This window comes from Nonomuraea sp. SBT364, assembly GCF_001083785.1.
Taxonomy (GTDB): domain Bacteria; phylum Actinomycetota; class Actinomycetes; order Streptosporangiales; family Streptosporangiaceae; genus Nonomuraea.
On the sequence record NZ_LAVL01000011.1, the window covers coordinates 1 to 25,677 of the forward strand.

Sequence of the window (25,677 nt, forward strand, 5' to 3'; positions counted from 1 at the left end):
CCGTGGCGGCGGATGAGCTCCTCCACGGCGGCGCGGGTCTGAGAGGACACTTCGGACCGGCCGTTCACGACCTTGGAGACCGTCGCGGTGGAGACTCCGGCCAGCTCGGCGAGCTCGGCGATGGTCAGGGGAGACGACTCCGCGGTCATGGCCGCAGTCTAGCCACGCAGGGCCGGCGGGCAGCGGCGGACGCCCATGAAGATCCGCTGCCGCCGGCGCTGCTCCTCGTGCGGGGCAGGAGCGATCCGTCAGAGGCGGTTCCACCGTTGGTTGGCGCCGGCGTGGCAGGTCCAGATGTTGAGCCGGGAGCCGTTGGCGGTGCCGTTCTCGGTCACGTCCAGGCACTTGTTCGCGCCGATGGCGGTGATGGTGCCGTCGGTGTTGAAGCGCCATTTCTGGTTGTTCTGGCCGTTGCAGTCCCAGATGAGAACGCTGGTGCCGTTGGCGGTGCCGTTGTTGTTGACGTCCAGGCACTTGCTGCCGTAGACGCGCAGTTCACCGGCGGAGGTGGAGGTCCATTGCTGGTTGGCCTGTCCGTTGCAGTCCCAGATGTTCACCGGCGTGCCGTTGGCTTGAGACGCTTCGACCACGTCGAGGCACCGGCCGGATCCGACGCCTTGGATTCGCGTCGAAGGATTAGGGGTGCCGCCGCTGACGCGGTACACGACGGTGCCGTGGGCCGGGACGCTCGCCGAGATGTTTCCCGTGGTCGTGGTGACGGTGTTGGTCCAGGCGTCGCGCAAGGAGAACGAGTTGCCGCTCAGGCCGATGGCGGAGGCGGTGGTGGTGATCGTGGTGGTGCTGCCGCCCTGGTTGAACAGGGCCACCGCGACGTCGCCGTTGCCGAGGCGTTTGGCCAGGATGCGGCGGGTGCCGTCGTTGCTGATCTGGGTGGCCTGGAGGCCGAGGGGGTCCTGGTTGATGGCGATCAGGTTTGGGTTCTTGAGGATTGTCGTGGTGGCGGCGTTCATGTTCCGGACGTCGTTGCCCGCGATGAGCGGCGAGGCCATGACGGCCCACAGGGCGAAGTGGCTGCGCATTTCGGTGTCGTTCATGCCGCCCCGGCCGACTTCCATCATGTCGGGGTCGTTGAAGGCGCCTGGGCGGGCGTAGCCGGCGAGAGGGACGTTGACGTTGACGATGTTCTGGATGCCCATCGGGTAGCCGTTGGTCTGGCCGGAGTCCCAGGTGTTGGTGATGTCCTCGGTGGTGCGCCAGATGTTGGCGACGTCGCCCCAGTTCCGCTGCGGGCCGGTCTTGGCGTGGATGCTGTTGGGGTTGATGCTGTAGAGGATCGGCCGGCCGGTGGCGGCGAGCGCGTCGCGCATCTTGGCGAAGGTGCGCACCTGGTCGTCGATGCTGCCGGTGGGTGAGCACCAGTCGTACTTGAGGTAGTCGACGCCCCAGGCGGCGAACTGGCGGGCGTCCTGGGCCTCGTGGCCGAGGCTGCCGGTCGCGCCGGGGTAGGAGCCGAAGTACTGGGCGCAGGTCCTGTCGAGCGGGGCCTGGTAGAGGCCGAACTTCAGGCCCCTGGCGTGCAGGTAGTCGCCGAGGGCCTTCATGCCGCTCGGGAACCTCGACGGGTTGGCCTGGAGGTTCCCGGCCGAATCGCGGGTTGGGTCGAACCAGCAGTCGTCCACCACGACGTACTGATAGCCCAGGTCGCGCATGCCGTTGCTGACCAGGGCGTCGGCCGTCTGCTTGATCAGCGTCTCGTTGATGTTGCAGCCGAAGGTGTTCCAGGTGTTCCAGCCCATCGGAGGGGTACGGCCCACGCCGTTGTCCAGCGCCTGCGCCGGGCCGGCGGCCACGGCGCCCGTCGTCACGGCCAGCATCGTGGCGGCGGTCAGGGCGAGGGAAAAGCGCGTTCGTTTCCTGCTCATCGATGTCTCCTCAGGCTTGAGCGGCGTAGCCGCTGTTCCGTACGAACGTGTCGCGCATCGAACGGCGGCCGCCGGCCCCGGCGCATGGCGCGGCTCCCTTCTGGCAGGTCATCGGAAGGAGGCGTCGTCGACGTAGAGGCCGTCGGTGCCGTCGGCCGTCTCGACGTAGAAGGAGGCGTTGGACAGCGTCCCGGTCCAGGAGACGGTCGTGGTGCCGGTGAGCTGGGTCCAGCCGTTCGCGCTGACCGCTCGCGCCGGGGTGAGCTGGTGGTAGTTCGTGGTGCCGTTCGCCGTGACCGCCAGGGTCGCCTTCGCACTCGGGGTTCCGCTCCGCGAGCGCACCCAGACGCTCGTGGTGTAGCTCTTACCGTTGGTGAGCTGGGCGGTCACGTTCTGGTTGGGGCCGTTCCAGGCGGCGGTACGTCCGGTGTTGAGCAGGGACCGGCTGCCGGCGTGGGCGACGTCGGTGACCGAGGACAGGGTGCCTCCGGAGGCGGTCCAGCCCGTCGTGCCGTTCTCCATGGTGCCGTTCGTCAGCAGGTCGGCGCCGTTGCCGCCGCTCGGCGTGAACTGCCACCAGTTGAGGTTGAGCAGGTAGCCGCTGCCGCCGGCGAACCGGAGGTAGAGATCATGGGTGCCGGTCGCCCCGGACACCGGGCAGGTGACCGAGGCCCAGTTCTGCCAGCCGCCGGTGCCGGTGACGGTGCAGGTGCCCACCAGGGTCCCGGTGGCGCTGCCGAGCCGCAGCTCGATCCGGCCGCCGCCGGTGGCCGAGGCCACCCGGGCGGTGAAGGAGGAGGCGCCGGTGCCGAAGGCGACCCCCTTGACCTTGAGGTGGTCGCCGTTCTCGATGAAGCCGACGTTCATGCCGCCTTCGCCGGAGGCTTCGGTCTCGACCCCGGAGGCCCAGGCGAGCGTCTCGGCCTCCTGGCGGACGAACGGGTTGAGCGTGCCGATCTGAGGCGGTCCGGCAGTGGTCATGTTGATGGCGGGGATGGTGCCGTCGGCGTTGTAGCTGAACTTCTCCACGGCCACCGACCTGGTGAAACCGCCTCCGCCGGGGAGGGCGCCGTTGTGGTAGAAGAAGTACGACCCGCCGTTGAAGTCGATGATCCCGGCGTGGTTGGTGAAGCTGCTTCCCTGGCGAGGCATGATCGTCCCGCGATAGGTCCACGGCCCGGTGGCGCTCGGGGCCGTGGAGTAGGCGATGAACTCCGAGCAGCATTCGGCGGCGAAGACGTTGTAGTAGAGGCCGTTGCGCTTGAAGACCCAGGGGGCTTCCTCGTAGAGGGTCGGGCGGCTCGCGTTGCCGGTGCGGGTGCCGTAGCCGGCCGTGGTGAGGGGGATCTGGGTGGGGCTGCCGGAGAAGGAGATCATGTCCGTGTTCAGCCGGACGTACCAGAGGCGAGGATTGCCCCAGTACAGATAGGCCTGGCCGTTGTCGTCGATGAAGACGTTGGGGTCAATCTCGCCGTTGTTGACCAGCGGGCGCCCGATGGCGTCCCGGAAGGGCCCGGTCGGGCTGTCGGCGACCGCGACGCCGATGGCCATCGAGCCGGTGGCGCGGTCGCGGACCGGCACGTACCAGTAGAAGCGGCCGTTGCGGTGGGCGACGTGGCCGGCCCAGGCGTTGGCGTCGGCCCAGGCGAAGGTGGCCAGGCTCATGGGCGAGCCGTGGTCGGTCCAGTTGGCCATGTCCGAGGAGGAGTAGACGCGCCAGTCCCGCATGGTGAAGTACGTGGAGCCGTCCTCGTCATGGCCGGTGTAGACGTAGACGCGGCCGTCGTGGACGAGCGGCGCGGGGTCGGCCGTGTAGATGGTCTGCACGATCGGGTTGTCGGCCCCGGCCGCCGACGGGAACAGCACGGTCGGAAGCAGCAGGCCCACGGTGTACAGGACCGTGTACAGGACCGTGCGCAGGGCGGGTCTCACCAGTTGTCTCCCTCGGGCGGGTGGCGGTTCGTGGGCCCCGGACACGGCGGACGCTCCCCATACGCCGTGTCCAGGGCCCGGTTCACAGGAGGGTCATCAGGAGGAGCCGGTCCGCGTCACGCGGTCAGCGCTGCAGTGTCAGCAGACCCGGCCGGTAGGGGAGGAGGCCGTAGTCACCGCCGGAGTTGGGGCTGCGTCCCTGGTAGAGCAGCTGCAGGTTGCACGGGTCGACGGTGAAGGTCTGGTCGGCGCTGGCGCGGATCAGTTCGCCGTGGCTGATGTCGTTGGTCCAGGTGGCGCCGCTGTTGGCCTTGCCGGCGAACGGGTTGCCCTCGGTGGCGGCCTGGGGCGTCCACGAGCCGTTCAGGCTGGTGGACGTGAACGAGCGGAAGTAGCGGCCCTGCGAGCCGATCGCCTCGACGAGCATGAGGTAGCGGTTCTGGTTCTGGAGCTTGTAGACCTGAACGGCTTCGAACAGGTTGTTCGTCGTGTCGCTCATGATCACCGTCGAGTTGCTGCCGAAGCTGCCCGGGAAGTTCCCGATGGGCATGCTGGCCCGGTAGATCTTGCCGTTGTCCCCGGCGAAGAACAGGTACATGTTCGTGCCGTCGCCGATGAGCGTCTGGTCGATGGGGCCCGTCCCGGAGCCGGAGATGCTTCCGGAGAAGAGCACCTGCTGCGATGACCAGCCGTTCGGGTTGGTGGGGTCGCTGGAGGTCCGGTAGGAGAAGGCGGTCCCGCCCCACTGGTAGGCGAGCACCCAGATGTTCTTCGGGGCGAAGTAGAAGAGCGTGGGCGCGACAGTGGAGGAAGACATCGCGTTCTGGCTGGCCGAAGCCATCTCGGACCAGTTGCCGAAGAGGCCGAAGTTCATCGAGCCCCACCTGGTCCCGGTGTCGTGCGTCGTGGCGTAGACCAGGTGCCTGCCGTTGTAGGGGGCGACGGTGAAGTCCTTGAGCGAGACCCACCCGGACCTCGGGGTCGCCAGCGGGCCGGTCGATGTCCAGCGGTACGACGACGGGAGATCACACGGGCCGGGGTTGCCGCCGCCGTCCACCCGGACGAGTTGCCACTGCTGGTTGGTGCCGTTCCAGTCGTCGTATTGGACGATGTTGGCGCCGTCGGTGGTGGAGGCGCCTTGGACTTCGAGGGTTTTGCCGCTGTGGCGGGAGATGAGTCTGATGTGGCCGTCGGGGCTGTCGGCGAGTCTCCATTGCTGGTTGGTGCCGTTGTGGTCGGTCCATTGGACGATGGCGGCGCCGTTGGCGGTGGAGAAGTTGTGGACGTCGAGGACTTTGCCGGAGTGGCGGGATTTGAGGCGGTAGTAGCCGCCGCCGGAGTCGACGAACTGCCATTGCTGCTGGTTCTGGTTGTTGCGGGCCCATTGGGTGATGCGGGCGCCGTCGTTGGTGGCGAGGTTGTAGACGTCCAGCGCCTTGCCGCTGTTGCGGTTGACCAGCACATACCACGCGCTGGTGTCGACGGTGGCCGCGTTGGCGGACTGAGCCTGAAGGGCGACGAACAGGCTCGCCAGTAAGGTGGCCAGCGTTGCGAGGACGGCCAGGAATCTGAATCTCACGATGTGCTCCGATTATCCGATTCGGACTAGGGGGTGGTGAGGTCGAAGCGGCGCACGGTCACCGCGCCGCCGAGGGACTGGGTGGCGTAGTTGAAGATCCCGAAGCGGTAGCCCATGAAGAACTGCCAGGCGTTGTTCAACGTGAAGGCCGGGCCGAGGCTGGCGAAGGTGCTGCCGTCGGTGCTGTAGGAGAAGCGCGCCTGCCTGCCGGACCCGGGCCGGATGTCCGCGTTGACCCGCAACCAGATCCGGCCGCCCGAGACGTTCGCGCTCGCCGCCTCCGTGCCGGTGCCGGTGGTCTGCCACGAGCTGTTCATGGTGAGCCCGTTCGTCATCACGACCCGGTTGACGCCGTTGTCGCGTTTGATGCCGATCCAGGCCGACTGGTCGCGCAGCATCGCCAGCCCGGCGCGGTCGCCGTTGGCCATCTGCGCGTAGTCGAGCTCGATCGTCGCCGTCGACGACGGGCCCTGGATGCGGTGGGTCAGCGTGTTGCGGGCGTTGTAGAGGTCGCCCGTGACGGTGGCCGTCTGCAGGCGCAGGCCGTTGCCGGTGGAGTAGCGGCTGGTGTCGGGGTTGTGGTTCCACTCCCAGCGGTGCCCGAGCGTGCCCGTGGTGAAGGTGTCGGGGCCGATCATGGAGGCCACGGTGCGGCTGGTCTGGATGTTCGGCTTCGGGTAGTTGACTCCCCAGCCGCCGTTGACGGTCTGCACGGCCGGCCAGTCGCCGCTCCAGGTGATCGGCGCGAGTGCCGGGACCCGGCCGCCGGGGTAGGCGTCGACGAACGACATGTAGTACCAGTCGCCGTTCTGCGTCTGGACGAGCCCGCCCTGGTGCGGCACGCCGCCGCCGGAGATGGGGCCGGGCATGTTGAGCAGGACCTGGCGCATCTCGTACGGGCCCCACGGCGAGGTGGAGCGGAGCACGTACTGGCCGTTGGCGGGGCGGGTCAGCCAGATGTAGTAGTAGCCGTTGCGCTTGTAGAAGCGGGCGCCCTCCAGGGTGCCGACGCTGCTCGGCGTCTGGAACACCTGCTGGGCGCGCACCTGGCTGAGCCCGTCGGCCGAGAGCTGGGCGACGCTGATGGTGCCGTTGCCGTAGGCGACGTACATCGTGTCGTCGGTGTCGATCAGCAGGCCGGCGTCGTAGTAGCAGTTGTTGATCTGCGAGCGTTTGCTCCACGTGCCGTCGACGGCGGAGGCGGTGTAGACGTAGGTCCGGTTGAACTCGACGCAGCCCATCCAGTAGTAGGTGCTGTTGCTGGGCCGGTAGTTCAGGGTGGAGGCCCAGATGCCCTTCACGTACGCGCGGCCGCCGTTGAGGTCGTAGGCGCCCGAGCCGAAGTCGAGCCGGGGGACCGAATGCCCCGCGTACTCCCAGTCGACCAGGTTGTAGGAGCGCAGGATCGGCGCGCCCGGCGAGTAGTGCATCGTCGAGGCCGAGTAGTAGTAGGCGTCCCCGACGCGGATGATGTCGCCGTCGGCGAAGTCCTGCCACACGACCGGGTTGGTGTACGTGCCACCACCGCCGCCGCCGTCGACCCGGACGAGTTGCCACTGCTGGTTGGTGCCGTTCCAGTCGTCGTATTGGACGATGTTGGCGCCGTCGGTGGTGGAGGCGCCTTGGACTTCGAGGGTTTTGCCGCTGTGGCGGGAGATGAGTCTGATGTGGCCGTCGGGGCTGTCGGCGAGTCTCCATTGCTGGTTGGTGCCGTTGTGGTCGGTCCATTGGACGATGGCGGCGCCGTTGGCGGTGGAGAAGTTGTGGACGTCGAGGACTTTGCCGGAGTGGCGGGATTTGAGGCGGTAGTAGCCGCCGCCGGAGTCGACGAACTGCCATTGCTGCTGGTTCTGGTTGTTGCGGGCCCATTGGGTGATGCGGGCGCCGTCGTTGGTGGCGAGGTTGTAGACGTCCAGCGCCTTGCCGCTGTTGCGGTTGACCAGCACGTACCACGCGCTGGTGTCGACCGTCGCGGCCGACGCCTGGGGCGTGAGGAACACGCCCACGAACAGCAGGGACGAGAGGACCGCGAGCACGCGCTTCACAGGAACCTCCACAGGTTGGTGTTCGAGCCGTTGTCGTCGGCGAGCACCACCTGGGCGCCCTGGGAGGTGCCGGCGAGGCCGAGGACGCGGCCGCCGTTGGCGCACTGGATGCGGAAGGCGGCGGCCGACCCGTAGCGGAGCCGCCACCGGTGGTCGGCGGTGCCGTTGTCGGCCCACTGCATGACGCGCGACCCCGAGGCGGTGCCCATGTTCTCCACGCCCAGCACCTTCTGGCTGTTGGAGTTGCGCAGCCGCAGGTAGCCGCCGGTGTCCACGACCGCCGTCCACAGGTGGTCGGCGGTGCCGGTGTCGCCCCACTGGACGACGAGCCCGCCGTCGGCGGTGGACATGCCGGTGACGCCGAGCACCAGGCCGGTGCTCACGTTCTGGATGCGCCGCGCGCCGTTCGGCACGAACCGCCACTGGTTGTCCGGGCTGCCGTTGTCGGAGTCCTGGACCACCCGGGCGCCGTTGGAGGTCGAGCCGTTCTGGACGCCGAGCAGCTTGGAGCTGTGGACGTTGCGGATCTTGACGGAGCCGTCGCCGGTGTCGGTGACCGTCCAGCGGTGGTCGGCGGTGCCGCTGTCACCCCACTGCAGCACCTGGGCGTTGTCGGCGGTCGACATGTTCTCGACGCCGAGCACCTTGCCGCTGTGCACGTTGCGGAAGCGCAGGGCGCCGCCGTCGACGACCGGGACCCAGTCGTGGTCGGCGGTGCCGTTGTCGGTCCACTGCAGGGCCGGGCCGCCGTCGGCCGTGGACATGTCCTGGATGCCGAGGGCCAGCCCGCTGGCCGCGTTGACCAGCCGGAAGCTCGCCGTGCCGGTACCGCCCTGGCCGCCGGTCCTCCAGTAGACGACGTAGTTGTGGCCGTGGGCGTCATGGAACGGCCCCAGGCGCACCGGCGCTCCGCCGGCCGTGGCCGTGAAGGCCAGGGAGGAGGCGCCGGCCCTGGCGATCGAGGAAGGGTCCAGGGAAGGGGCCGACGAAAGGCTGGTGTTGCCGTAGTCGCCCGACAGCACGACCGGGCCGTAGGTGACGGCCTGCACGTCGGGGTTGTCGTTGGCGGGCTTCATGACCACCCGCATGGGCAGTCGCACGGTCACGGTGTCGCCCGGCGACCACGACCGCGTGAGGGCGGCGTAGGTGCCCGGCGTGGTGGCGAGGTCCTGCTGGGCTCCGTTGACGCTGATCGTCGCGTCCCGGGTCCAGGACGGGATGCGGATCCGCATCGTCCACGATCCGCTCACATTGCCGGTGACCTGCAGCGACGTGGTGTCACCGACCGGGTAGGAGGTGGCCTGGGTGACCGTGATGCCGCGCCGGCTCCAGTCGAGTGTGGAGGGCACGAACAGGTTCACGAACAAGGTGGTGCCGTCGTGGAAGTAGATCGAGTCCATGAGCTTGGTGTTGGTCTCGATCCCGGTGCCCTGGCAGCACCAGAAGGAGTTGTAGTCCGTGCTCCAGGTGCCGCCGCCCCAGGCCGGGCCGACGCCCCGCCGCCCGCCGGGGTTCAGCGGGGTGAAGTACGTGACGTGCCCGCGCGCGTCCGCCGGGTTCTGCTGCCCGAGCAGGTGGTTGAGCAGCGCGTTCTCGTAGTAGTCGAAGTAGTCGGCCCGGCCCGGCGACAGCAGCCACAGCTCCCGGGTCAGCTTGAGCATGTTGTAGGTGTTGCACGCCTCGCCGGTGTCCCTGGTCAGGTGGGCGGCGATCGCGTCGGGGGCGCGGAAGTGCTCGGCCTGGCTGTTGGAGCCGTTCACGTAGGTGTGCGCGCCGACGGTGATGGACCAGGCGTTGGCGGCGATGTCGCGGTAGCGGGTGGTGCCCGTCGCCTTGTACTCGCGGGCCGCCCCGATCCACTTGGGCACCTGGGTGTTGGCGTGCAGCCCGTTGAGCCGGTCCTGGTTCGAGGCCAGCGGGTCGAACACCGACGCGTGGTCGAACCGCTGGGCCGTGGTCAGCCACCGGGAGTCGCCGGTCATCTGGTACAGGTCCGTCAGCACGGCGTTCATGCCGCCGAACTCGGTGCCGAGCATGGCCTGCATCTGGCTCCGGCTGAGGCGCGAGGTGCGGGCGTCCACCCACCCGGCCAGGGCCAGCAGCACGCTTCTGGCCTGGGTGTTGCCGATCAGCCGCCAGACGTCCAGCAGCCCGGCCAGGGTCTTGTGGATGCAGTAGTACGGGACGTTGCCGTTGCTCAGCGTGCGGTTCTCCACGGCCGTGATGTCCGATTCGGGGAAGCCGGACAGATAGCCGCTGGTGAACCCGGCGGCGCTGTTGTTGGCCTGGCATCTGGCCAGTTCGGCGACCATGTGGTCGGCCTTGTCGCGGCAGGTGGTGTCGCCGAGCACGGCGTACGCCTGCGCCCACGCCGTCAGGAAGTGGCCCTGCATGTGGGACCGGAACGGGAAGCTGGGGGCGTCCCAGCCGCCGTTGGCCGACGCGCCGCCGGTGGACAGCCGATGGTTGGCCCGGAAGACGTAGAGCAGCCGGTCGACGTCGACGAAGCGCAGGTAGTTGAGGGTGCGGTTCTGGTTGTCCAGCAGGCGTCCGGAGGTCAGCCGGACCTGGCCGAGGTCGAACTCGTAGGCCGAGACGCCGATGTCGGGTCTGGCCCAGGAGAGTGCGGCCAGGGCGGGGGAGGTGCCAGCCACCTGGCCGGCGACCGAGAACGCGGCGGTCGCGCCCGCGGCCTGTAAGAGCTGGCGACGGCTCAAGGACATGCGGAACTCCTTGGCTTCCAGACGTTTGTTAGCGCTAACAATTTTTCTGCGGAGATGCTGGGGTTGCTCTGATGAAGGTGTTTCGCGGAGTACATCCGACGGTCCGGCCTGGCGTCAACGAGGGGCGGCCCTCGCCGACCCGGGCGGTGTCAACGCAACGCCTTCCCGCCTGGAGTTTCGTCTCCACGGAGATCACGCCGCACCGCCCGTGCATGTGAAAGTTTCACAGAAGTTACCCCTTGGCAACAGGTAGCTTGCGGCAGATTTCCAGTTAAGTTGCTGCCCGAGTCGGGCTCGTACCGGTCTCGCCGGAGCCGTTCACCGTGTTCAGCACCGCCGAGACCAGGCGGCCCGCGGATCGGCGGCGTGCGGGGGATCTTAGTTAAGTTTCCTCGCGGCGAACGGTTGACGGGCCGCGTCAGGGGCCTTTACCTTCCTGCAAGAAGCGTTAGCGCGAAACAACGTGCCAGTTCACCCGGGAGCACGCCCGAGCGCCGGTGTCGCCCGCGATCAGCAGGGCCCGACGAACACCGATAGGGCGCGGATCAGCGCCGCCAGCCAGAGGAGCCGACATGACGCATGGCCGGGACGAGCCCGTGAGCGAGAAGCGAGAGTGGCCGGGCCGGAGAAGCGTGCTCGCCACGATCGGAGCCCTGCCGGTCCTCGCGGCCATGACACCGGCCGCGACAGCCTCGGCGGCCGCCACCGCCGTCATCGATCCGTCGGCGCGGCGGCAGACGATCCGGGGCTTCGGCGGCATGGCGCACGCGGCCTGGATCGGTGACCTGACGGCCGCCCAGCGGGAGACGGCGTTCGGCACCGGCGAGGGCCGGCTGGGATTCTCCGTGCTGAGGATCCCCGTCCCCGAGAACCGGGCGGACTGGAGCCGTGACCTGGCGACGGCCAGGCGCGCGGCCGAGCTCGGCGTGACCGTCATCGCCTCGCCGTGGAATCCCCCCGCCGGCATGGTCGAGACCTTCGTCCGCGGCAGCCAGAGCGACGCCCGGCGCCTCAGGTACGACATGTACGGCGCCTACGCCCAGCACCTGAACGACTTCACCACGTACCTGCGGGACAACGGCGTGAGTCTGTACGGCATCTCGGTGCAGAACGAGCCCGACTACGCCCATGAATGGACCTGGTGGACCCCCGCCGAGATGGTCCGGTTCCTGCGCGAGAACGCCGGCTCGATCGGCACCAGGGTGATCGCGCCCGAGTCGTTCCAGTACCTGAAGAACATGTCCGACCCGATCCTCAACGACTCCTCGGCGCTCGCCAACGTGGACATCATCGGCGCCCACCTCTACGGCACCTCGTACGCGAACTTCCCCTACCCGCTGTTCAGGCAGAAGGGCGCGGGCAAGGAGCTCTGGATGACCGAGGTCTACCACCCCAACAGCTCCGACTCGGCGGACCTCTGGCCCCAGGCGCTCGACGTGGGGCAGCACATCCACCACGCCATGGTCGACGCCGAGTTCCAGGCCTACATCTGGTGGTACATCCGGCGCGGCTACGGCCCCATGCGGGAGGACGGCCAGATCAGCAAACGCGGCGCCAACATGGCGCACTTCGCCAGGTTCGTCCGCCCCGGATACGTACGGATCGGCGCGACGGCCAACCCGGCGTCGAACGTCTACGTCTCGGCATACCTGGGCGGCGACTCCACGGTCGTCATCGTCGCCGTCAACAAGAGCACCGCCGCGGTGAGCCAGCAGTTCACCCTGTCGAACGGCACCGCCTCCAGCGTCTCGTCCTGGCTGACCGACGCGAGCAGGAACGTCGCCCCCCAGGGCGCGAGCAGCGTGTCGAACGGCTCCTTCACCGCCACGCTCCCGGCCCGCAGCGTGACGACCTTCGTGACGGGTGTGACCCAGACACCCGGCGGCGTCGACACCAGCGCGTGGTACGTGCTGGTCAACCGCAACAGCGGCAAGGCGCTGGACGTCTACAACCTCGCCACCAACGACGGCGCCCGCATCACCCAATGGGCCCGCAACAACCAGAACCAGCAGCAATGGCAGTTCGTCGACTCCGGCGGCGGCTACTACCGCCTCAAATCCCGCCACTCCGGCAAAGTCCTCGACGTCCACAACTTCTCCACCGCCAACGGCGCCGCCATCGTCCAATGGACCGACCACAACGGCACCAACCAGCAATGGAGACTCGCCGACAGCCCCGACGGCCACATCAGACTCATCTCCCGCCACAGCGGCAAAACCCTCGAAGTCCAAGGCGCCTCCACCACCGACGGCGCCAACATCGTCCAATACGACGACTGGAACGGCACCAACCAGCAATGGCAACTCGCCCGAGTCGGCTGACACCCCGCGACCGCCGAGCCGCCAGGTCAGGGGCGGGTCAGGTGCGCGGTCCCAGGAACAGGCCGCCGCTGGCGTCGATGACCTGACCGGTGACCCAGCGGGCCGCGTCGGAGGCGAGGAAGGCGACCACGTCGGCGACGTCGCCGGCGCAGCCGAGGCGGTCGAGCGCGGTCGACCCGGCGATGAACCCGGCCAGGCCCGGCGCTTCGAAGACGGAGGCGTTGGCGGGAGTGCGGGTGGCGCCGGGGGCGACCGCGTTCACCGTGATCCCCCGGACCCCGAGTTCGTTGGCCAAGGTCAGGGTCATCGTCTCGATCGCCCCTTTGGTCATGGCGAAGGACGTCTGGGCGGGGTTGGCCATGCGGGTCGCGACGGACGAGATCGTGACGATGCGGCCGCCGTCGCGCAGCAGAGGCAGCGCTCGCTGGACGATGAAGTACGGCGCCCGCACGTTCACCGCGAACAGGTGGTCGAACTGGGCCCGGGTCGTGGCGCCGAGCGGGCCGGCGGGCTGAGCCGCCGCGTTGTTGACGACGATGTCGAGCGGCCGTCCGGCCAGGCCCGCCTCGATGCCCGCGAAGAGCTTGTCGACGTCGTCGTCCGCCCCCAGCTCCGCCTGGACGGCGAGGGCGGTTCCGCCGGCGCGCTCGATCTCGCCGACCGTCGCCGTCGCGCCGTCCCGGTCCACGCCGAAGTGCACGATCACCATCGCCCCCCTGGCCGCCAGCCGGGTCGCGATCGCCTGGCCGATGCCGCGCGACGCTCCGGTCACCAGGGCCGCCCTGCCGGTCAGATCACTCATGCCCACCACTCCTGTCGTTAGTGACTACCAATCTGGTAGTTGCTATCACGGTGGTAGTGTCTATCACATGCCTGATCAGCCCTCAACCCTGCGAGCGCGACGACGAGCCCAGACGCAGCGCACGATCCAGGCGCACGCGATACGGCTGTTCGGCGAACGCGGATACGACGCCACGACCATGAACGACGTCGCCGAGGCGGCGGGCGTGTCGCCCATGACCGTCTACCGGCACTTCCCCACCAAGGAAGACCTCGTGCTGGTCGACCGGATCGGCGAGCTCATCGCCGAGCGGGTCGTCGCCTCGTCCACCGGCCTGCCCCTGTCCCGCCGCATCGGCGCCGCGCTCGTCGACGCGGCCGCCGCCCTGACCGGCGACGACCTGACGGCGGACCGGCAGTTCCTGCTCGTCCGCCTGCGGCTCATGATCTCGACGCCCGCGCTACGGGCCAGGCACCTGGACAACCAGTACGCCCTCCAGCAGGCCATCGTCAGCGCCCTGGGGGACGAAGCCGCCGATCCCGACACGGCTTTCCGGGCTCAGGCGGCGGCCAGCGCCTGCCTGGCCGCCCTGCACACGGCGCTGGTGCGCTGGGCCGCGGACGAAGGGCGTACCGATCTGCCCCGCCTGATCGGGCAGGCGCTCGCGGCCGTCTTCGGCGACGACGTCGCCGGGTCCGCCCGCTGAGCCGTACCCGTCGATCGTGAGGCGACGCGCATCGAGTACCTTGGCTGCCCACCCCACCCCCTGAGCCAAGAGGAACGGACCGATGACCGACTCCGTCGTGCCCGCTGTCGTCAACCTTGACGTGCCCGGTTCGGTGATCAACCGGCACCTGTACGGCCACTTCGCCGAACACCTGGGCCGATGCGTCTACGGCGGGTTCTACGTGGGCGAGGACAGCGACCTGCCGAACGAGGGCGGGATCCGGCTGGACGTGGTGGAGGCGCTGCGCGTGCTGAACATCCCGAACCTGCGCTGGCCGGGCGGCTGTTTCGCCGACGAGTACCACTGGATGGACGGCATCGGCCCGAAGGCCGATCGGCCGGTGATGGTCAACACCCATTGGGGCAACGTCGAGGAGAACAACCACTTCGGCACGCACGAGTTCATGGCGCTGTGCGAGCTGCTCGGGGCGGAACCCTACATCAGCGGAAATGTCGGCTCCGGCACGGTGCGTGAGATGAGCGACTGGGTGGAGTACCTCACCCGCGCCGGCGACTCGCCGATGGTGCGGCTGCGCAAGCGGAACGGCCGCGAGCAGCCGTGGAAGGTGCGCTTCTGGGGGCTCGGCAACGAGGCGTGGGGCTGCGGCGGCCACATGTCCGCCCAGCAGTACGCCGCCGAGGCCCGCCGGTTCGGCACCTACTCCCGCGACCACGGCGACAACAAGCTCTACCGCATCGCCGCCGGCGCCAACTCCGGCGACTACGCCTGGACCGAAACCCTGATGAAGCAGCTCGGCGAGCTCGGCTGCGCCTACCGGCCGCAGCCGTTCATGCAGGCGCTGTCGTTCCACTACTACACCATCCCCGGCACCTGGCAGGACAAGGGGAACGCCACCGTCTTCGACACCGGCGACTACTACCGCACCCTGGTCCAGGCCGCCCGCGTGGACGAGCTCATCACCGGCCACGCCAACGTCATGGACTGCTACGACCCCGGCAAGAACGTCGGCCTCGTCCTGGACGAATGGGGCACCTGGTGGAACGTCGAGCCCGGCACCAACCCGGGCTTCCTCTACCAGCAGAACACCCTCAGGGATGCCCTCGTCGCCAGCCTGCACTTCGACGTCTTCCACCGCCACGCCGACCGCCTCGTCATGGCCAACATCGCGCAGACCGTCAACGTGCTGCAGGCGATGATCCTCACCGACCCCGGCACCGGGGCCCTCGTCCTGACCCCCACCTACCATGTCTTCGAGATGAACAAGGGGCACCAGGACGCCGCCTCGCTGCGCGTGGACGTCAAGGGCGCGCTTCCCGCGCGCGAGGTGGGGGAGACGACCCTGCCGACCTTGTCGCTGAGTGCCAGCAGCAAGGACGGCCAGGTGCTCGTCTCGCTGTCCAACCTGGACGCCGACGCCCCCGTCGACGTCGAACTCGACCTGCGCGGCGGCACCCTGGCCGACGTCGGCGCCCGCATCCTCACCGCGGGCAAGCTCCACGACCACAACACCCCCGATTCCCCCGCCACGGTCGCGCCGCGCGCCCACGACGGCGTCACGGCCACGGCGTCCACGCTCCGGGTGCACCTGCCCGCCCATTCCTTCGTCACCGTGCAGGGTCGTCTGGCCGGAGGCGGCGGGTCTGAGGAGTCCTAGGACGAGCCGGATGCGACTGGCCTGGGTGCTGCTCCCGCTGCTCGCGGGGTGTGCGCCCAGTGCCGGATCATCTGCCCGGACGCCTGCGGCGCCGGGTGGCTCGTGTGCCCAGGTCCCGCCTCCGCCCCCAGCCTCACCACCGCGGGCTGCGTCAGTACGGGACGGCCCGCGACGGTAGCGCGGTGGACCGCAGGACGGCGGCCGGGTCGTTAGACTCCTACGCCTTCGCAGGACGACGGGACGGGAGCGCTCTCGGTGGGCGTGGAGATCAATATTCTGGGACCGTTGGAGGTCACGGCCGACGGCGCCGTGCTGAGGCTGCCGGGTGCGCGGCGCGCGGGGGTGCTGGCCCGGCTGGCCCTGGGCGTCGGACGGGTGGTCTCCTCCGAGCAGCTGATCGCCGATGTGTGGGGCAGCAGCCCGGCGTCCACCACGAGCAAGCAGCTCCACATCGCGATCTCCAAACTGCGCGAGGTGCTGCCGGGTCAGGTCATCGCCACGGCGGGCGGCGGATACCGGCTGGACCTGCCGCCGGAGAGCGTGGACGCGCACCGGTTCTCCCGCCTGGTCCGGCGGGCCCGTGCCACCCGTGATCGCACCACCGCGATCGGCATGTACGAGCAGGCGCTGGCGTTGTGGCGCGGTGATGCCCTGCAGGGCAAGAGCGAGGGATGGGCGCTGATCGAGGCGACGCGGCTGGAGGAGGAACGACTCGCGGCGCTGGAAGACTGCGTCGAGCTGCGCCTGGCCGCCGGTGACCACCACGCCGTGTTGAACGAGCTGACCGCGCACGCGGAGGCGCACCCCTTACGGGAACGTCCGCGCGCGCAGTTGATGCTGGCGCTGTACCGCGCGGACCGGCCCGCCGAGGCGCTGGCGGTCTACCAGGAGACGCGCCGTGCCATGGCGGATGAGCTGGGCATCGAGCCGGGGGCCGCGCTGCACCGGCTGCAACATGCGGTGCTGACCGGCGACCCCGTGCTCGACCTGGTCACCGATCCCGCCCCCGCTCCGGCCACGAGTGTCGTGCCCGCCGAACTTCCGGCCGACACGCCCGCCTTCACCGCGCGGTCGGCCGAGATCGCCTGGCTCGACAAGGTGCTTTCCGGCACCGCGCCGAACTCCCCGGCGATCGCCGCGATCGACGGCCCCGGCGGGATCGGGAAGTCCGCCCTGGCGATCCACGCCGCGCACGCCGCCGCCGACCGGTTCCCCGACGGCGTGCTCTACGTCGATCTGCACGGCGCGACGGCGGGCCTCTCGCCGGCAGCTCCGATCCACGTCCTCGGCCGGCTGCTGCGGTCGCTGGGCGTCGGCGACTCCGCCGTCCCCTCCACCGTGGAGGAGGCGATCGCCCACTACCGCTCGCTCACCGCCACGCGGGCCCTGCTGATCCTTCTCGACAACGCCCTGGACGCGAGTCAGGTGCGCCCTCTCGTCCCCGCCGGGACGGGCTGCGCCGTCATCGTCACCAGCCGCGAGCGCCTGGCCTCCCTGGACGGCGCGGAACACTGCCACCTGACCGGCCTCGACCACCAGGACGCCACCGCACTGCTGGCACGCATCACCGGCCGCGAACGCGTCCACGCCGAACCGGCGGCCGCCGACCGGATCACCGCCCTGTGCGGTGGTCTGCCGCTCGCCCTGCGCATCGCCGCCGCCCGCCTGGCCGCCCGCCCCGACTGGACCCTGACGTACCTCGCCGGTCGGCTCGCGGTCGCCACCGGTCGCCTGGACGTGCTGCACTATGCCGACCTGGCCGTCCGCACCGCCATCGCCGTCAGCCATCATCACCTGCGGGAGGAGCCCACCGGGCAGGACGCCTCCCACCTGTTCACGCTCCTCGGGCTGCTCGACACGCCCACCCACACCCCGGCGGCCACCGCGGCCCTGGCCGACTGGCCCGATCACCGGGTCGAAGCGGCCCTGGACCGCCTGCTCGACGCCCGCCTCCTGGAATCGGCCGGTCTCGGCCGCTATCGGATGCATGACCTGGTCCGCCTCTACGCCCGGGAGGAGGCCACCCTCGGCTTCCACGAAGCCGAACGCCACGCGGCCGTCCGCCGCACGTTCCACCACTACCTGGCCACCGCCAAGAGCGCCAGCCTGCTGCTCGACCCCTCCTCAGCTCATGCCCTGGCCGACTACGACGGCGACCGCCCCGGAATCGCGCTCGCCACCGCCCAGGAGGCCGGCGACTGGACGGATCAGGAGCGCGACAACCTCCTCGCCGCCGCCCACCAGGCCGCGTCCGTCCGCGACGACCCGGTGACCGCGATCGGCCTGGCCTGCGCCCTCTACCGGCCGTTCGTCAGGATGTGCCTGAACCGCGAACTGATCGATCTCCACACCCGGACCCTGGAGATCGCCGTGGCGAGCGGGAACGCCGCCGCCCAAGGGCTGGAGCACCACCTCCTCGGCGACCGGCACCAGGCCATGGGGCAGTTCGCCCTCTCGGTCGAGCATCAGGAGCAGGCCCTCATCTGCTGGCAGCGGGCCGACCGGCCACGGCGCACGCTGTCGGCCTACAACGGCCTCGGCATGGCCTACGCCCAGCTTGAGCGCTACGACGAAGCCCTCGCCAGCATGGAGAACGGCCAGGCTCTCGCCGAAGCCGGCGGGCTGCCGGACTTCCAGGCCGTCTTCCTCAGCAACCGCGCGGTGATCTACGGCAAGCTGGACCGGCCGGCCGACGCGATCACCATGGCCCGGGCCAGCCTGGCCCTGTGGGCCGAGCTCGGCAACCCGTTCCGGGAGGGCATCACGTACGACACCCTGGCAAGCGCTCACCACAGGGCGGGGCAACTGGACGAGGCCGAGTCCGCGTACCGGACGGCCGTCACGCTCCAGCAGGAGGCCGGCTTCCACCTCGGCGCGGCCACGTCCAGCTGGGGCCTCGGCCGGGTCCACCACGACCAAGGGCGGCACGACGAGGCGTGGACCTGGTGGCGGCGGTCGCTCGGCATCCTGCGCGACGTCGAGCTGCTGACCCAGGAGCAGGTGGATCACCACCTGGCCCAGGCCGTGCCCGATACGCCCGCCCCGATCCTGAACGTCCTGTGAGCCGCACCGGAGAGACGCCGGCACGGCCCTGACCTCGGCCGGCGTCGCGCCGGTGGCTCACCCGCCGCCTCGGCGGCAGCGCCGTCAACGCCCGCCGCCCCGCTTGTTCACGACGGCAACCTCGGGCACGATCCGGCGGTGACGGTTCCGGTGGGCGCCGGTCATCGGGCGGTGCCATGTGATCGACCGCGCCTATTTAATGGTGGGATGACGCAGTACCGTCCCCCCGGCAGAGCCGGCCAGGCCGCTGTCATCGGTGCGATCGCCCTGGGCGCCGCCGCGGCCGCCGTGGTGGGAACCATCGGCCACGTAGCCCTCAACTTCCTGGTCGGCGGCCACGTGCCGGGCCACGAGACCAGCAAGATCATAGTGAAGATGCTCTTCGCCGGTGCTGCGTTGCTCATCGGGGTGATCGTGGGCGGCGCGGTGATGATGACCCGCCGGGCCGGGCCGCTGGCACCGATCTTGGCGGCGGTCGCGGCCGTGGTGGCGGGACGCCTCGCGAGCGCGTTCGGCTTCCTCGTCTGGCACCTGTCGCTGTTCTTCAGCCTCCCCTTCCAGGGCGACCTGGTCGCCATCACCGACATCGTCTTCAAGGTGCACGGGGCGTGGGGGTACACCCTCCTGGTCCTGCCCGCGCTGACCGCGGGCGCCATCGCCACCCTGCGGGTGCTGAAGCCCCGCGTCCACCGCCCACCGGCCCCGGCCTGGCCCGGCCCTGGCCCCGGCCCCGGCCGGCATCCCCACGGCGCTCCGCCACCTCCGCCTTCGCCACGGCCCGGCCCCTACCGGGAATGACATCACGTCGGACGGTGCACCTGGCCGGTACGAACGCCGCGCTCCGGATGTCGCCGCGCCGCACCCGGCGGCATCCGCAGTGCCGCCTCGCCGAATCCTGAGCCGGGGCCCGGAGGCGGTACGTGCTGGCGGGCCGCTCACGGCCCCACGCGACCTGGCGCGACGCTGTGGGATATTTGCCCTTTCGATCACGATTCGCCGAATTGGGTGCCCATGCTGACAGAGTTCTTGCGCGACCAGTGCTTCACGACGGCGTGGTTCGGCTTGATGGCCTTCGTGTGGTTCGGCTGGGCTCAGGAGGACCCGCCCCGCGGTTGGCGGATCTGGCTGGGCGCGGGGTCGGTGCTGGGCGTCGGGCTCGCCGTGGCCTTCGGGATGCTGACCGCCACGCACTGGGACCAGCCGAGCGCGCTGGAGGGAAGGTACGCCTGGTTCGGCGTCCTGGTCGCGGTTGAGGTCGTCGCCGCCGGAGCCGGATGCTTCCTGCTGGCCAGGCGCGGGGCGGCCCGCTGGATGGCCTGGTGGGTGGCGCTCGTCGTGGCCGCGCACTTCCTGCCGCTGGCGCTGTTGCTGAACGACGTCGGTGTGGCGGCCGTCGGCGTCGTCCAGCTGATCGCGCTCGCGGTGGTGGGCACCCGCCTGCGCGGCACCACCACGCCGAGCAGCCGGTCGGCCGCGCCGGTCATGGGCGCGACCCTGCTGCTGAGCGCGGCGATCAGCGCACTGGTCACAGCCACGGCACTGTGAGGACCCCGACGCCCCTCGCGTAGCTCGACGACGTCGAGCCGGGCACCGGTCCGGACACGGTCATGCCGAGGGAGAGGGCGGGATACGCTGCCTGCGGTGCCTCGAACCACGTGACCGGAGGAGTCGATGCTGGGATGACGGCAGGGCGACCGATGCCTGCACAGGACGACGTGCTCGGGTACTTCGACACGCTGTCGAACTGGGGACGGTGGGGCGACGACGACGAGCTCGGCACTCTTAACCACATCACCGACGACGTCCGGCTGGCGGCGGCCCGGGCCGTGCGCCACGGCCGGAGCGTGTCGTGCGCATGGGAGGTCGCCGTACCGGACGACATGGAGCGGTCGACGACGGCATGCCCGTGCGCCGCCGACATGCCGGGTGCCGAGAACATGCCGGCGCCCGGATTCCGTAACGACCGCCACTGGGGCTTTTCGACCGAGCGGCTCGGCATCACCTTCCACGGCAACACCCTCACCCACATCGACTCGCCGTGCCACATCTTCTGGGACGGCACGATGTACAACGGGCGGTCGCACTCGCTGGTCGACGCCGCGACGGGGTCGGGGTGGGCGGCCGTCACGGCGGCGGCGAACGGGATCGTCACGCGCGGTGTCCTGCTGGACGTCGCGAGCGTGCGGGATGTGCCGTGGCTGGAGCCGGGGCAGGGCGTGTTTCCCGGCGATCTGGAGGAGGCCGAGCGTCGCCAGGGTGTGCGGGTGCGACCGGGCGACGCCGTACTCCTGCGGACCGGCAATGGCCGCGTCCGGCACGAGAGCGGTGCGGTCAGCGGTTTCGCGCAGGCCGGCTGGCACGCGTCCTGCCTGCCGTGGCTGCACGAACGGGAGGTCGCGCTGATCGGCGCCGACACCCCCCAGGACGTTCTGCCGTCGGGGTACGACGACGTGCTGATGCCGGTTCACGCCGTGAGCCTCGTCGCGATGGGCCTGTGGATGCTCGACAACTGCGACCTGGAGGCGTGCGCGGCGACGGCTGCCGAGCTCGGCCAGTGGGACTTCCAGCTCGCGGTCGCGCCGGTCCGCTTCGCCGGCACGTCCGGCAGCCCGGTCAACCCGATCGCCACGTTCTGACCGCGGCGCACGGGAGGCGCGCCGCCGCCCGGGTCACCTCGCGGGGATGAGCTCTTCAGGCAGCCGGCCGCCCGTGACCCAGGCCCGGATCATGTCGGTGAACAGCCCAGGCTTCTCGCCGTTCCACGCGTGGCCCACTCCCGGCGCCAGGTATGCCTCGCCGCGGGGGAACGTGGCGGCGATGTCGGCCAGGGACCTCCGCGTGAGATCGTGTTCGTTCTCGCCGGCCACGGCCAAGACCGGGCACGGAGAGCCTGCGGCCTGAGCGGGCAGCCGGAAGCGGAGGGCTTCGTCGTTGACCAGGCGGAACGCCTGCCGGCTGGTGGCCCGGGCGGCGCTCTGATAGCCGTCGACGTCCTCCGCGGGAACGTTGAGCGCGCGAGCGTTGGCCCGCAGCACCGGCCCCCACTTCATGACCGGGGCCAGCAACGCGCCCATGAGCCGCAGCCGGCCCGGATGGGGGAACGGCAGCACGTTCACCCCGCTCATGATCGCGCCGATCACCGCCCCGGGGGCGGTCGCGGCCAGTTGCGCCACCACGTAGCCGCCCAGGGAGAGGCCGACCACATGTGCCCTGCCCTCCGGCACCCGGGCGGTGATCTCCTCGGCCACCAGGCGGGCGGTGTCGGCGATCGAGATCCACGGCAGCGTGTTGCTCCGCCCGTGCCCCGGCAGATCGACAACCAGCACGCGCATCTCGCCGGCCAGCGCCTCGGCCTGCTTGGCCCACATCCAGCCGCTCGTGCCCACACCATGTAACAGCACCACCGCCGGCGCCTCGGCGGCACCCACCTCTTGGACAAAGATCGCCATACCGATCATGCTGGCACAGCGTCGCCGGCCATGGCGAAATCGGTCGCAAACGCGTCGGAGCGCTATCGGTCTCGCGCCCCGAGGCTGGCCTGATCGGCGGCGGTACGGCCGGCCGCCCAGCCCTCCCGGTCCCAGGACGTGCGGACCGCGTGCGAGACCAGGTTCGGGAACATGCGCCCGACCGCCTGCTCCACCTCCTGTTCGCGGGCCGCCAGCACCGGCACCAGGTCGGTGCCCCGGCCGGCGCTCTCCTGCGAGACCGCGGCCGCCGTGGCCTCGGCGAGCCGCTCTCCGATCCGGGAGGCGAACGCCGACAGGAACGACTGGCGGAACGTCTTGTTCTTCGACTTGCCGCTGCCGTGCTTCTTGGTGCCCGAGTTCACCAGCGCGGTCTGCGCCTGCACCAGCAGCGAGGTGAACAGCTCCTCCGCCCAGGACAGGTCCGTCCAGAACCCCAGAACGGTGGCGAACCCCAGCTCCTTCGACCAGATCACCCGGCACCTGTTGGCCTCGGCGATACGGTCGAGCAGCACGACCTTGGGCTGCTCGTACGGCGCGTCGATGCCGACCCGGATGCCCGCCGGGGCCTCACCTCCGCCTGGCCGGGCGTCCAGCATGGCCACGTCGATGCTGTACTTCGCCATCAAGCTCTGCGCCGCCGACGTGAACGTCTCCGCCTCCGCCTCGTACGTCGTCGACTCCGCCTTGGCGAGCAGCGCCCGCACCCGCGCGAACGTCTTGGCGCTGACCGCGTGCGGTCGGGCCCGGACCGTGCGGCGAGCGGTTCCGGGCGGCGGGCCCAGCGACTCCAGCCGGGGCAGCCCGGTCAGCAACCCCAGCAGTTCCAGCACACCGGAGACGGTCGCCAGCCGGCCGGCCCCGTCGCGCGCCTGCCGCGCCGCCAGGTAGCCGCCCTTCCACCACACCGCGGCCCCCAGGCCGGCGAGCTGGTCACGCCAGCGATCGTCCACGGTGGCCGGCGCGTAGGCGCGCATCTCCCAGGCGATCAGGTCAGCCGCCGCCCGCCCGTGCCGGTCGGTCAGCCGCCTGGCCGCGATCCTGACCACGTCGGCGGGCTGCCAGCCGTCCCGCCACAACCGGGAGATCGTACGGATCGCGGCCTCCAGCAGCACGCGGTCGGCGTCGTCCCGGTCGGCCAGGAAGGCGGCGGCGGAGTCGAAGGCCGCCTGATCCTCGCCGGCGAGGGCCTCCATCGCCGCGCCGATCAGTTCGTCAGCCTTGTTCACACGTGCCGTCCACCTTGAGGAAAGTCCGCCAGAACTCTACCGTGACGGAGCCTGCCCCCCTGCGCGGCCGAAAGGCGGCGAGGTGCCGGAAAGAGTCAGCCGCGCACATCCCCGCCCTGACGGGTGTCCGGCCCCCGCGGGTCGGCGGATCCCGGAGGGGCCGGCCGGCACAGCGTGGGGCGTCCCGCCTGGCCAGCAGCCGGCCGCCCGGCGATCGGGTGAGTCCGGTCAGCTCTTGGGGGCGGCCGTGCTAGCCCGGACCACGAGGCGGGTCGGGACGAGATCGGTGCCGGGCTCCGCGGCCCGGTTGTCGCGGATCCGGCGCAGGACGTGCCGCACGCACCGCCGGCCCACCTCGGCGAAGTCCTGGTGCACCGTGGTCAGCGGCGGTATGAAGAAGGCGGCGTCGGGCAGGTCGTCGAAGCCGACCACGCTGACCTCGTCCGGCACCGGCCGGCCGCGCTCGTGCAGGGCGCGCAGCACCCCGAGGGCCATCTGGTCGTTGGCGGCGAACACCGCCGTGCAGCCGGGCTCGTCAGCGAGGGCGAGCCCGGCCGCGTAGCCGGACTCTGCCGACCAGTCGCCGTGCAGGGGCTCGGGCACCGGCCGGCCCGCGGCCTCCAGCGAGGCGCGCCACGCCTGGGCGCGGCGCCGGGCGGCGAAGGACGACCGCGGCCCTGTCACGTGCCAGACCGTCCGATGCCCCAGCTCCAGCAGGTGACTCACGGCCCGCCGGGCGCCGTCGGCCTGGTCGGTGTCGACGACGCTGTAGCGGTCGCTGGCGTCGGAGTCGACCACCACGACGTGCACGCCGGGCGGCAGCGTCACGGTGCCGGCGTCGAGCAGATGGACCTCCATGATCACGATCACGGCGTCCACGGCCAGCTCGCCCATCCGGGTGAACGCGCCCAGCACGTTGTCCTGAGTCGCCACGTCGATGGGCATCAGAGTGATCGCGTAGCCCTCCGCCGCGGCGTGGGTGGCGATGGCCTCGACCGTGCGGCTGTTCCCCGTCGAGGAGAGGGTGAACAGGATGACGCCGATCGTGTTGAACTGCCCGTAGCGCAGCGCGCGGGCGGCGCTGTTGGGCCGGTAGCCCAGCTCCCGCATCGCCGTCAGCACCTGCTCGCGGGTCGAGTCGATCACCCCGGGGTGGCCGTTGGAGACCCGCGAGACGGTCTGCGAGGAGACCCCCGCCAGGCGGGCGACGTCGGCCATGGAAACACGCTGTTTGCGCCGCTCGCCCGGCACGCCGGACCCTCCGCGCTGGACCCCCCCGGTGGATTGCATCCCTGCACACCTCCTTGACGGCCCATGTGACCGATGCCACGATACCGCAACGTACGTTTACGTAAACATAGCTGTGCGTACCTGTGTGACAACGTCACGCGTCCATGACGGCGACCGATGTTAACGTGAACAAATCTTCGAGGGAGTACCCCGTGGCCTTAAAACGATCATGGGCGGGCTGGCGGTTCGTCGCGCCGTTCATGGCGGTGTTCGCGCTCGTCTTCCTGGCGCCGATCGCGTACTCGATCTACCTCAGTCTCTTCCGCACCCAGCTGATCGGCGGCACCACCTTCGTCGGCGCCGGCAACTACGTCAAGGCGCTGAGCGACCCGCGGTTCTGGGCGGCCTTCGGCAATGTCGCGATCTTCCTGGTCGTCCAGGTGCCGATCATGTTGTTCCTGGCGCTCCTGGTGGCTCTCGTGATCGACAGCGGCCGGCTTTACGGGACGAGCTTCTTCCGCATCTCGGTCTTCCTCCCTTACGCGGTGCCCGCGGTGGTCGCCACGCTGATGTGGGGCTTCATGTACGGCACCCGGTTCGGCCTGATCGGCAACCTGAACGAGCGCCTCGGCCTGTCGCTGCCCGACCCGCTCTCCGCCGACCTCATGCTCGCCTCCATCGGCAACATCGTGACCTGGGAGTTCGTCGGCTACAACATGCTGATCCTCTACTCGGCGCTGCGCGTGGTGAATCCCTCGCTGTACGAGGCCGCGCAGATCGACGGCGCGGGCCAGCTCCGCGTCATCTGGGCGATCAAGCTCCCCGCCCTGCGCGGGGCCCTGCTGATCGCCACCATCTTCTCGATCATCGGCAGCTTCCAGCTCTTCAACGAGCCCAGCATCCTGCGCGTCCTGGCCCCGAACGTGATCACCACCTACTTCACGCCGAACCTCTACGCCTACTCGCTGTCCTTCTCCGGCCAGCAGTACGACTACTCGGCGACCGTCGCCATCGTCATGGGCGTCATCACGATGATCATCGCCTACGTCGTCCAGCTCCGCGGCATGCGGAAGGGGGCATGA

18 protein-coding genes are annotated in these 25,677 nt (G+C 70.0%); 8 read left to right on the forward strand and 10 right to left on the reverse strand.

The genetic code is table 11. The annotated features are described in order from the left end of the window. The 6 genes from ADY59_RS48505 to ADY59_RS07820 form a co-directional block, all read right to left on the reverse strand. The coding region (locus ADY59_RS48505; protein WP_156325364.1) for a LacI family DNA-binding transcriptional regulator at positions 1–149 on the reverse strand (149 nt) is incomplete at its 3' end. A 99-nt stretch (positions 150–248) separates the two neighbouring features. Next, positions 249–1,883: a glycoside hydrolase family 27 protein gene (locus ADY59_RS07800; RefSeq protein WP_049559541.1), complete on the reverse strand. Its 1,635-nt coding sequence runs from the start codon at positions 1,881–1,883 to the stop codon at positions 249–251. 108 nt (positions 1,884–1,991) lie between these two features. Continuing rightward, positions 1,992–3,815, reverse strand: a complete 1,824-nt coding sequence (locus ADY59_RS07805; RefSeq protein ID WP_231618592.1) for a family 43 glycosylhydrolase — start codon at positions 3,813–3,815, stop codon at positions 1,992–1,994. A gap of 124 nt (positions 3,816–3,939) precedes the next feature. Next, on the reverse strand, positions 3,940–5,394 hold the full coding sequence (locus ADY59_RS07810; RefSeq protein WP_231618593.1) for a non-reducing end alpha-L-arabinofuranosidase family hydrolase: 1,455 nt from the start codon (positions 5,392–5,394) through the stop codon (positions 3,940–3,942). 26 nt (positions 5,395–5,420) lie between these two features. After that, entirely contained in the window at positions 5,421–7,439 is a 2,019-nt protein-coding gene (locus tag ADY59_RS07815; RefSeq protein ID WP_197093487.1) for a family 43 glycosylhydrolase, read from the reverse strand. Beyond that, complete coding sequence (locus tag ADY59_RS07820; RefSeq protein ID WP_049559548.1) at positions 7,436–10,162, reverse strand: beta-L-arabinofuranosidase domain-containing protein; 2,727 nt, start codon at positions 10,160–10,162, stop codon at positions 7,436–7,438. The genes ADY59_RS07815 and ADY59_RS07820 overlap by 4 nt, the downstream gene beginning before the upstream one ends. A 572-nt stretch (positions 10,163–10,734) precedes the next feature. On the opposite strand from ADY59_RS07820, the gene ADY59_RS07825 reads away from it, so the two are divergent. Next, on the forward strand, positions 10,735–12,483 hold the full coding sequence (locus ADY59_RS07825; RefSeq protein WP_049559551.1) for an RICIN domain-containing protein: 1,749 nt from the start codon (positions 10,735–10,737) through the stop codon (positions 12,481–12,483). Between the two features lie 37 nt (positions 12,484–12,520). On the opposite strand, the gene ADY59_RS07830 is transcribed toward ADY59_RS07825, so the two are convergent. Further along, complete coding sequence (locus tag ADY59_RS07830; RefSeq protein ID WP_049559553.1) at positions 12,521–13,285, reverse strand: SDR family NAD(P)-dependent oxidoreductase; 765 nt, start codon at positions 13,283–13,285, stop codon at positions 12,521–12,523. 67 nt (positions 13,286–13,352) lie between these two features. On the opposite strand from ADY59_RS07830, the gene ADY59_RS07835 reads away from it, so the two are divergent. From ADY59_RS07835 to ADY59_RS07860, 6 genes are all read left to right on the forward strand, one after another. Then, positions 13,353–13,970, forward strand: coding sequence for a TetR/AcrR family transcriptional regulator (locus ADY59_RS07835; RefSeq protein ID WP_049559556.1), 618 nt, complete (start codon positions 13,353–13,355; stop codon positions 13,968–13,970). 82 nt (positions 13,971–14,052) lie between these two features. Then, a complete protein-coding gene (locus tag ADY59_RS07840) occupies positions 14,053–15,606 on the forward strand; it encodes an alpha-N-arabinofuranosidase (protein ID WP_049559559.1) in 1,554 nt (517 codons plus the stop codon). A gap of 285 nt (positions 15,607–15,891) precedes the next feature. Then, complete coding sequence (locus ADY59_RS07845; RefSeq protein WP_049559561.1) at positions 15,892–18,669, forward strand: AfsR/SARP family transcriptional regulator; 2,778 nt, start codon at positions 15,892–15,894, stop codon at positions 18,667–18,669. Between the two features lie 207 nt (positions 18,670–18,876). Next, positions 18,877–19,467 (forward strand): hypothetical protein, encoded by a 591-nt coding sequence (locus tag ADY59_RS07850; RefSeq protein WP_049559563.1) that lies wholly within the window; start codon positions 18,877–18,879, stop codon positions 19,465–19,467. A 213-nt stretch (positions 19,468–19,680) separates the two neighbouring features. Next, the gene (locus tag ADY59_RS07855; protein WP_049559566.1) at positions 19,681–20,214 is read left to right on the forward strand and encodes a hypothetical protein; all 534 of its coding nucleotides are present in this window, start codon (positions 19,681–19,683) and stop codon (positions 20,212–20,214) included. Positions 20,215–20,366: 152 nt separating this feature from the next. Next, complete coding sequence (locus ADY59_RS07860) at positions 20,367–21,305, forward strand: cyclase family protein (protein WP_049559569.1); 939 nt, start codon at positions 20,367–20,369, stop codon at positions 21,303–21,305. Between the two features lie 33 nt (positions 21,306–21,338). Here the strand turns inward: ADY59_RS07860 and ADY59_RS07865 are convergent, their stop codons facing one another. The 3 genes from ADY59_RS07865 to ADY59_RS07875 all read right to left on the reverse strand — a co-directional run bounded on the left by ADY59_RS07865 (position 21,339) and on the right by ADY59_RS07875 (position 24,583). Then, positions 21,339–22,118, reverse strand: a complete 780-nt coding sequence (locus ADY59_RS07865) for an alpha/beta fold hydrolase (protein WP_197093488.1) — start codon at positions 22,116–22,118, stop codon at positions 21,339–21,341. Positions 22,119–22,180: 62 nt separating this feature from the next. Beyond that, entirely contained in the window at positions 22,181–23,365 is a 1,185-nt protein-coding gene (locus tag ADY59_RS07870) for a DUF2786 domain-containing protein (protein ID WP_049559574.1), read from the reverse strand. A gap of 228 nt (positions 23,366–23,593) precedes the next feature. Next, positions 23,594–24,583, reverse strand: a complete 990-nt coding sequence (locus ADY59_RS07875; RefSeq protein ID WP_049559577.1) for a LacI family DNA-binding transcriptional regulator — start codon at positions 24,581–24,583, stop codon at positions 23,594–23,596. A 224-nt stretch (positions 24,584–24,807) separates the two neighbouring features. Here ADY59_RS07875 and ADY59_RS07880 point away from each other — a divergent pair, with 224 nt between their 5' ends. Beyond that, complete coding sequence (locus ADY59_RS07880; protein WP_231618594.1) at positions 24,808–25,677, forward strand: carbohydrate ABC transporter permease; 870 nt, start codon at positions 24,808–24,810, stop codon at positions 25,675–25,677.

Excerpts from the sequence above, each read along its gene's own strand:
- ADY59_RS07800 (WP_049559541.1), bottom strand. The coding sequence starts at position 1,883 with ATGAGCAGGAAACGAACGCGCTTTTCCCTCGCCCTGACCGCCGCCACG.
- ADY59_RS07820 (WP_049559548.1), bottom strand. The coding sequence starts at position 10,162 with ATGTCCTTGAGCCGTCGCCAGCTCTTACAGGCCGCGGGCGCGACCGCC.
- ADY59_RS07825 (WP_049559551.1), top strand. The coding sequence starts at position 10,735 with ATGACGCATGGCCGGGACGAGCCCGTGAGCGAGAAGCGAGAGTGGCCG.
- ADY59_RS07830 (WP_049559553.1), bottom strand. The coding sequence starts at position 13,285 with ATGAGTGATCTGACCGGCAGGGCGGCCCTGGTGACCGGAGCGTCGCGC.
- ADY59_RS07835 (WP_049559556.1), top strand. The coding sequence starts at position 13,353 with ATGCCTGATCAGCCCTCAACCCTGCGAGCGCGACGACGAGCCCAGACG.
- ADY59_RS07840 (WP_049559559.1), top strand. The coding sequence starts at position 14,053 with ATGACCGACTCCGTCGTGCCCGCTGTCGTCAACCTTGACGTGCCCGGT.
- ADY59_RS07850 (WP_049559563.1), top strand. The coding sequence starts at position 18,877 with ATGACGCAGTACCGTCCCCCCGGCAGAGCCGGCCAGGCCGCTGTCATC.
- ADY59_RS07855 (WP_049559566.1), top strand. The coding sequence starts at position 19,681 with ATGCTGACAGAGTTCTTGCGCGACCAGTGCTTCACGACGGCGTGGTTC.
- ADY59_RS07860 (WP_049559569.1), top strand. The coding sequence starts at position 20,367 with ATGCCTGCACAGGACGACGTGCTCGGGTACTTCGACACGCTGTCGAAC.
- ADY59_RS07865 (WP_197093488.1), bottom strand. The coding sequence starts at position 22,118 with ATGGCGATCTTTGTCCAAGAGGTGGGTGCCGCCGAGGCGCCGGCGGTG.
- ADY59_RS07875 (WP_049559577.1), bottom strand. The coding sequence starts at position 24,583 with ATGGCCGACGTCGCCCGCCTGGCGGGGGTCTCCTCGCAGACCGTCTCG.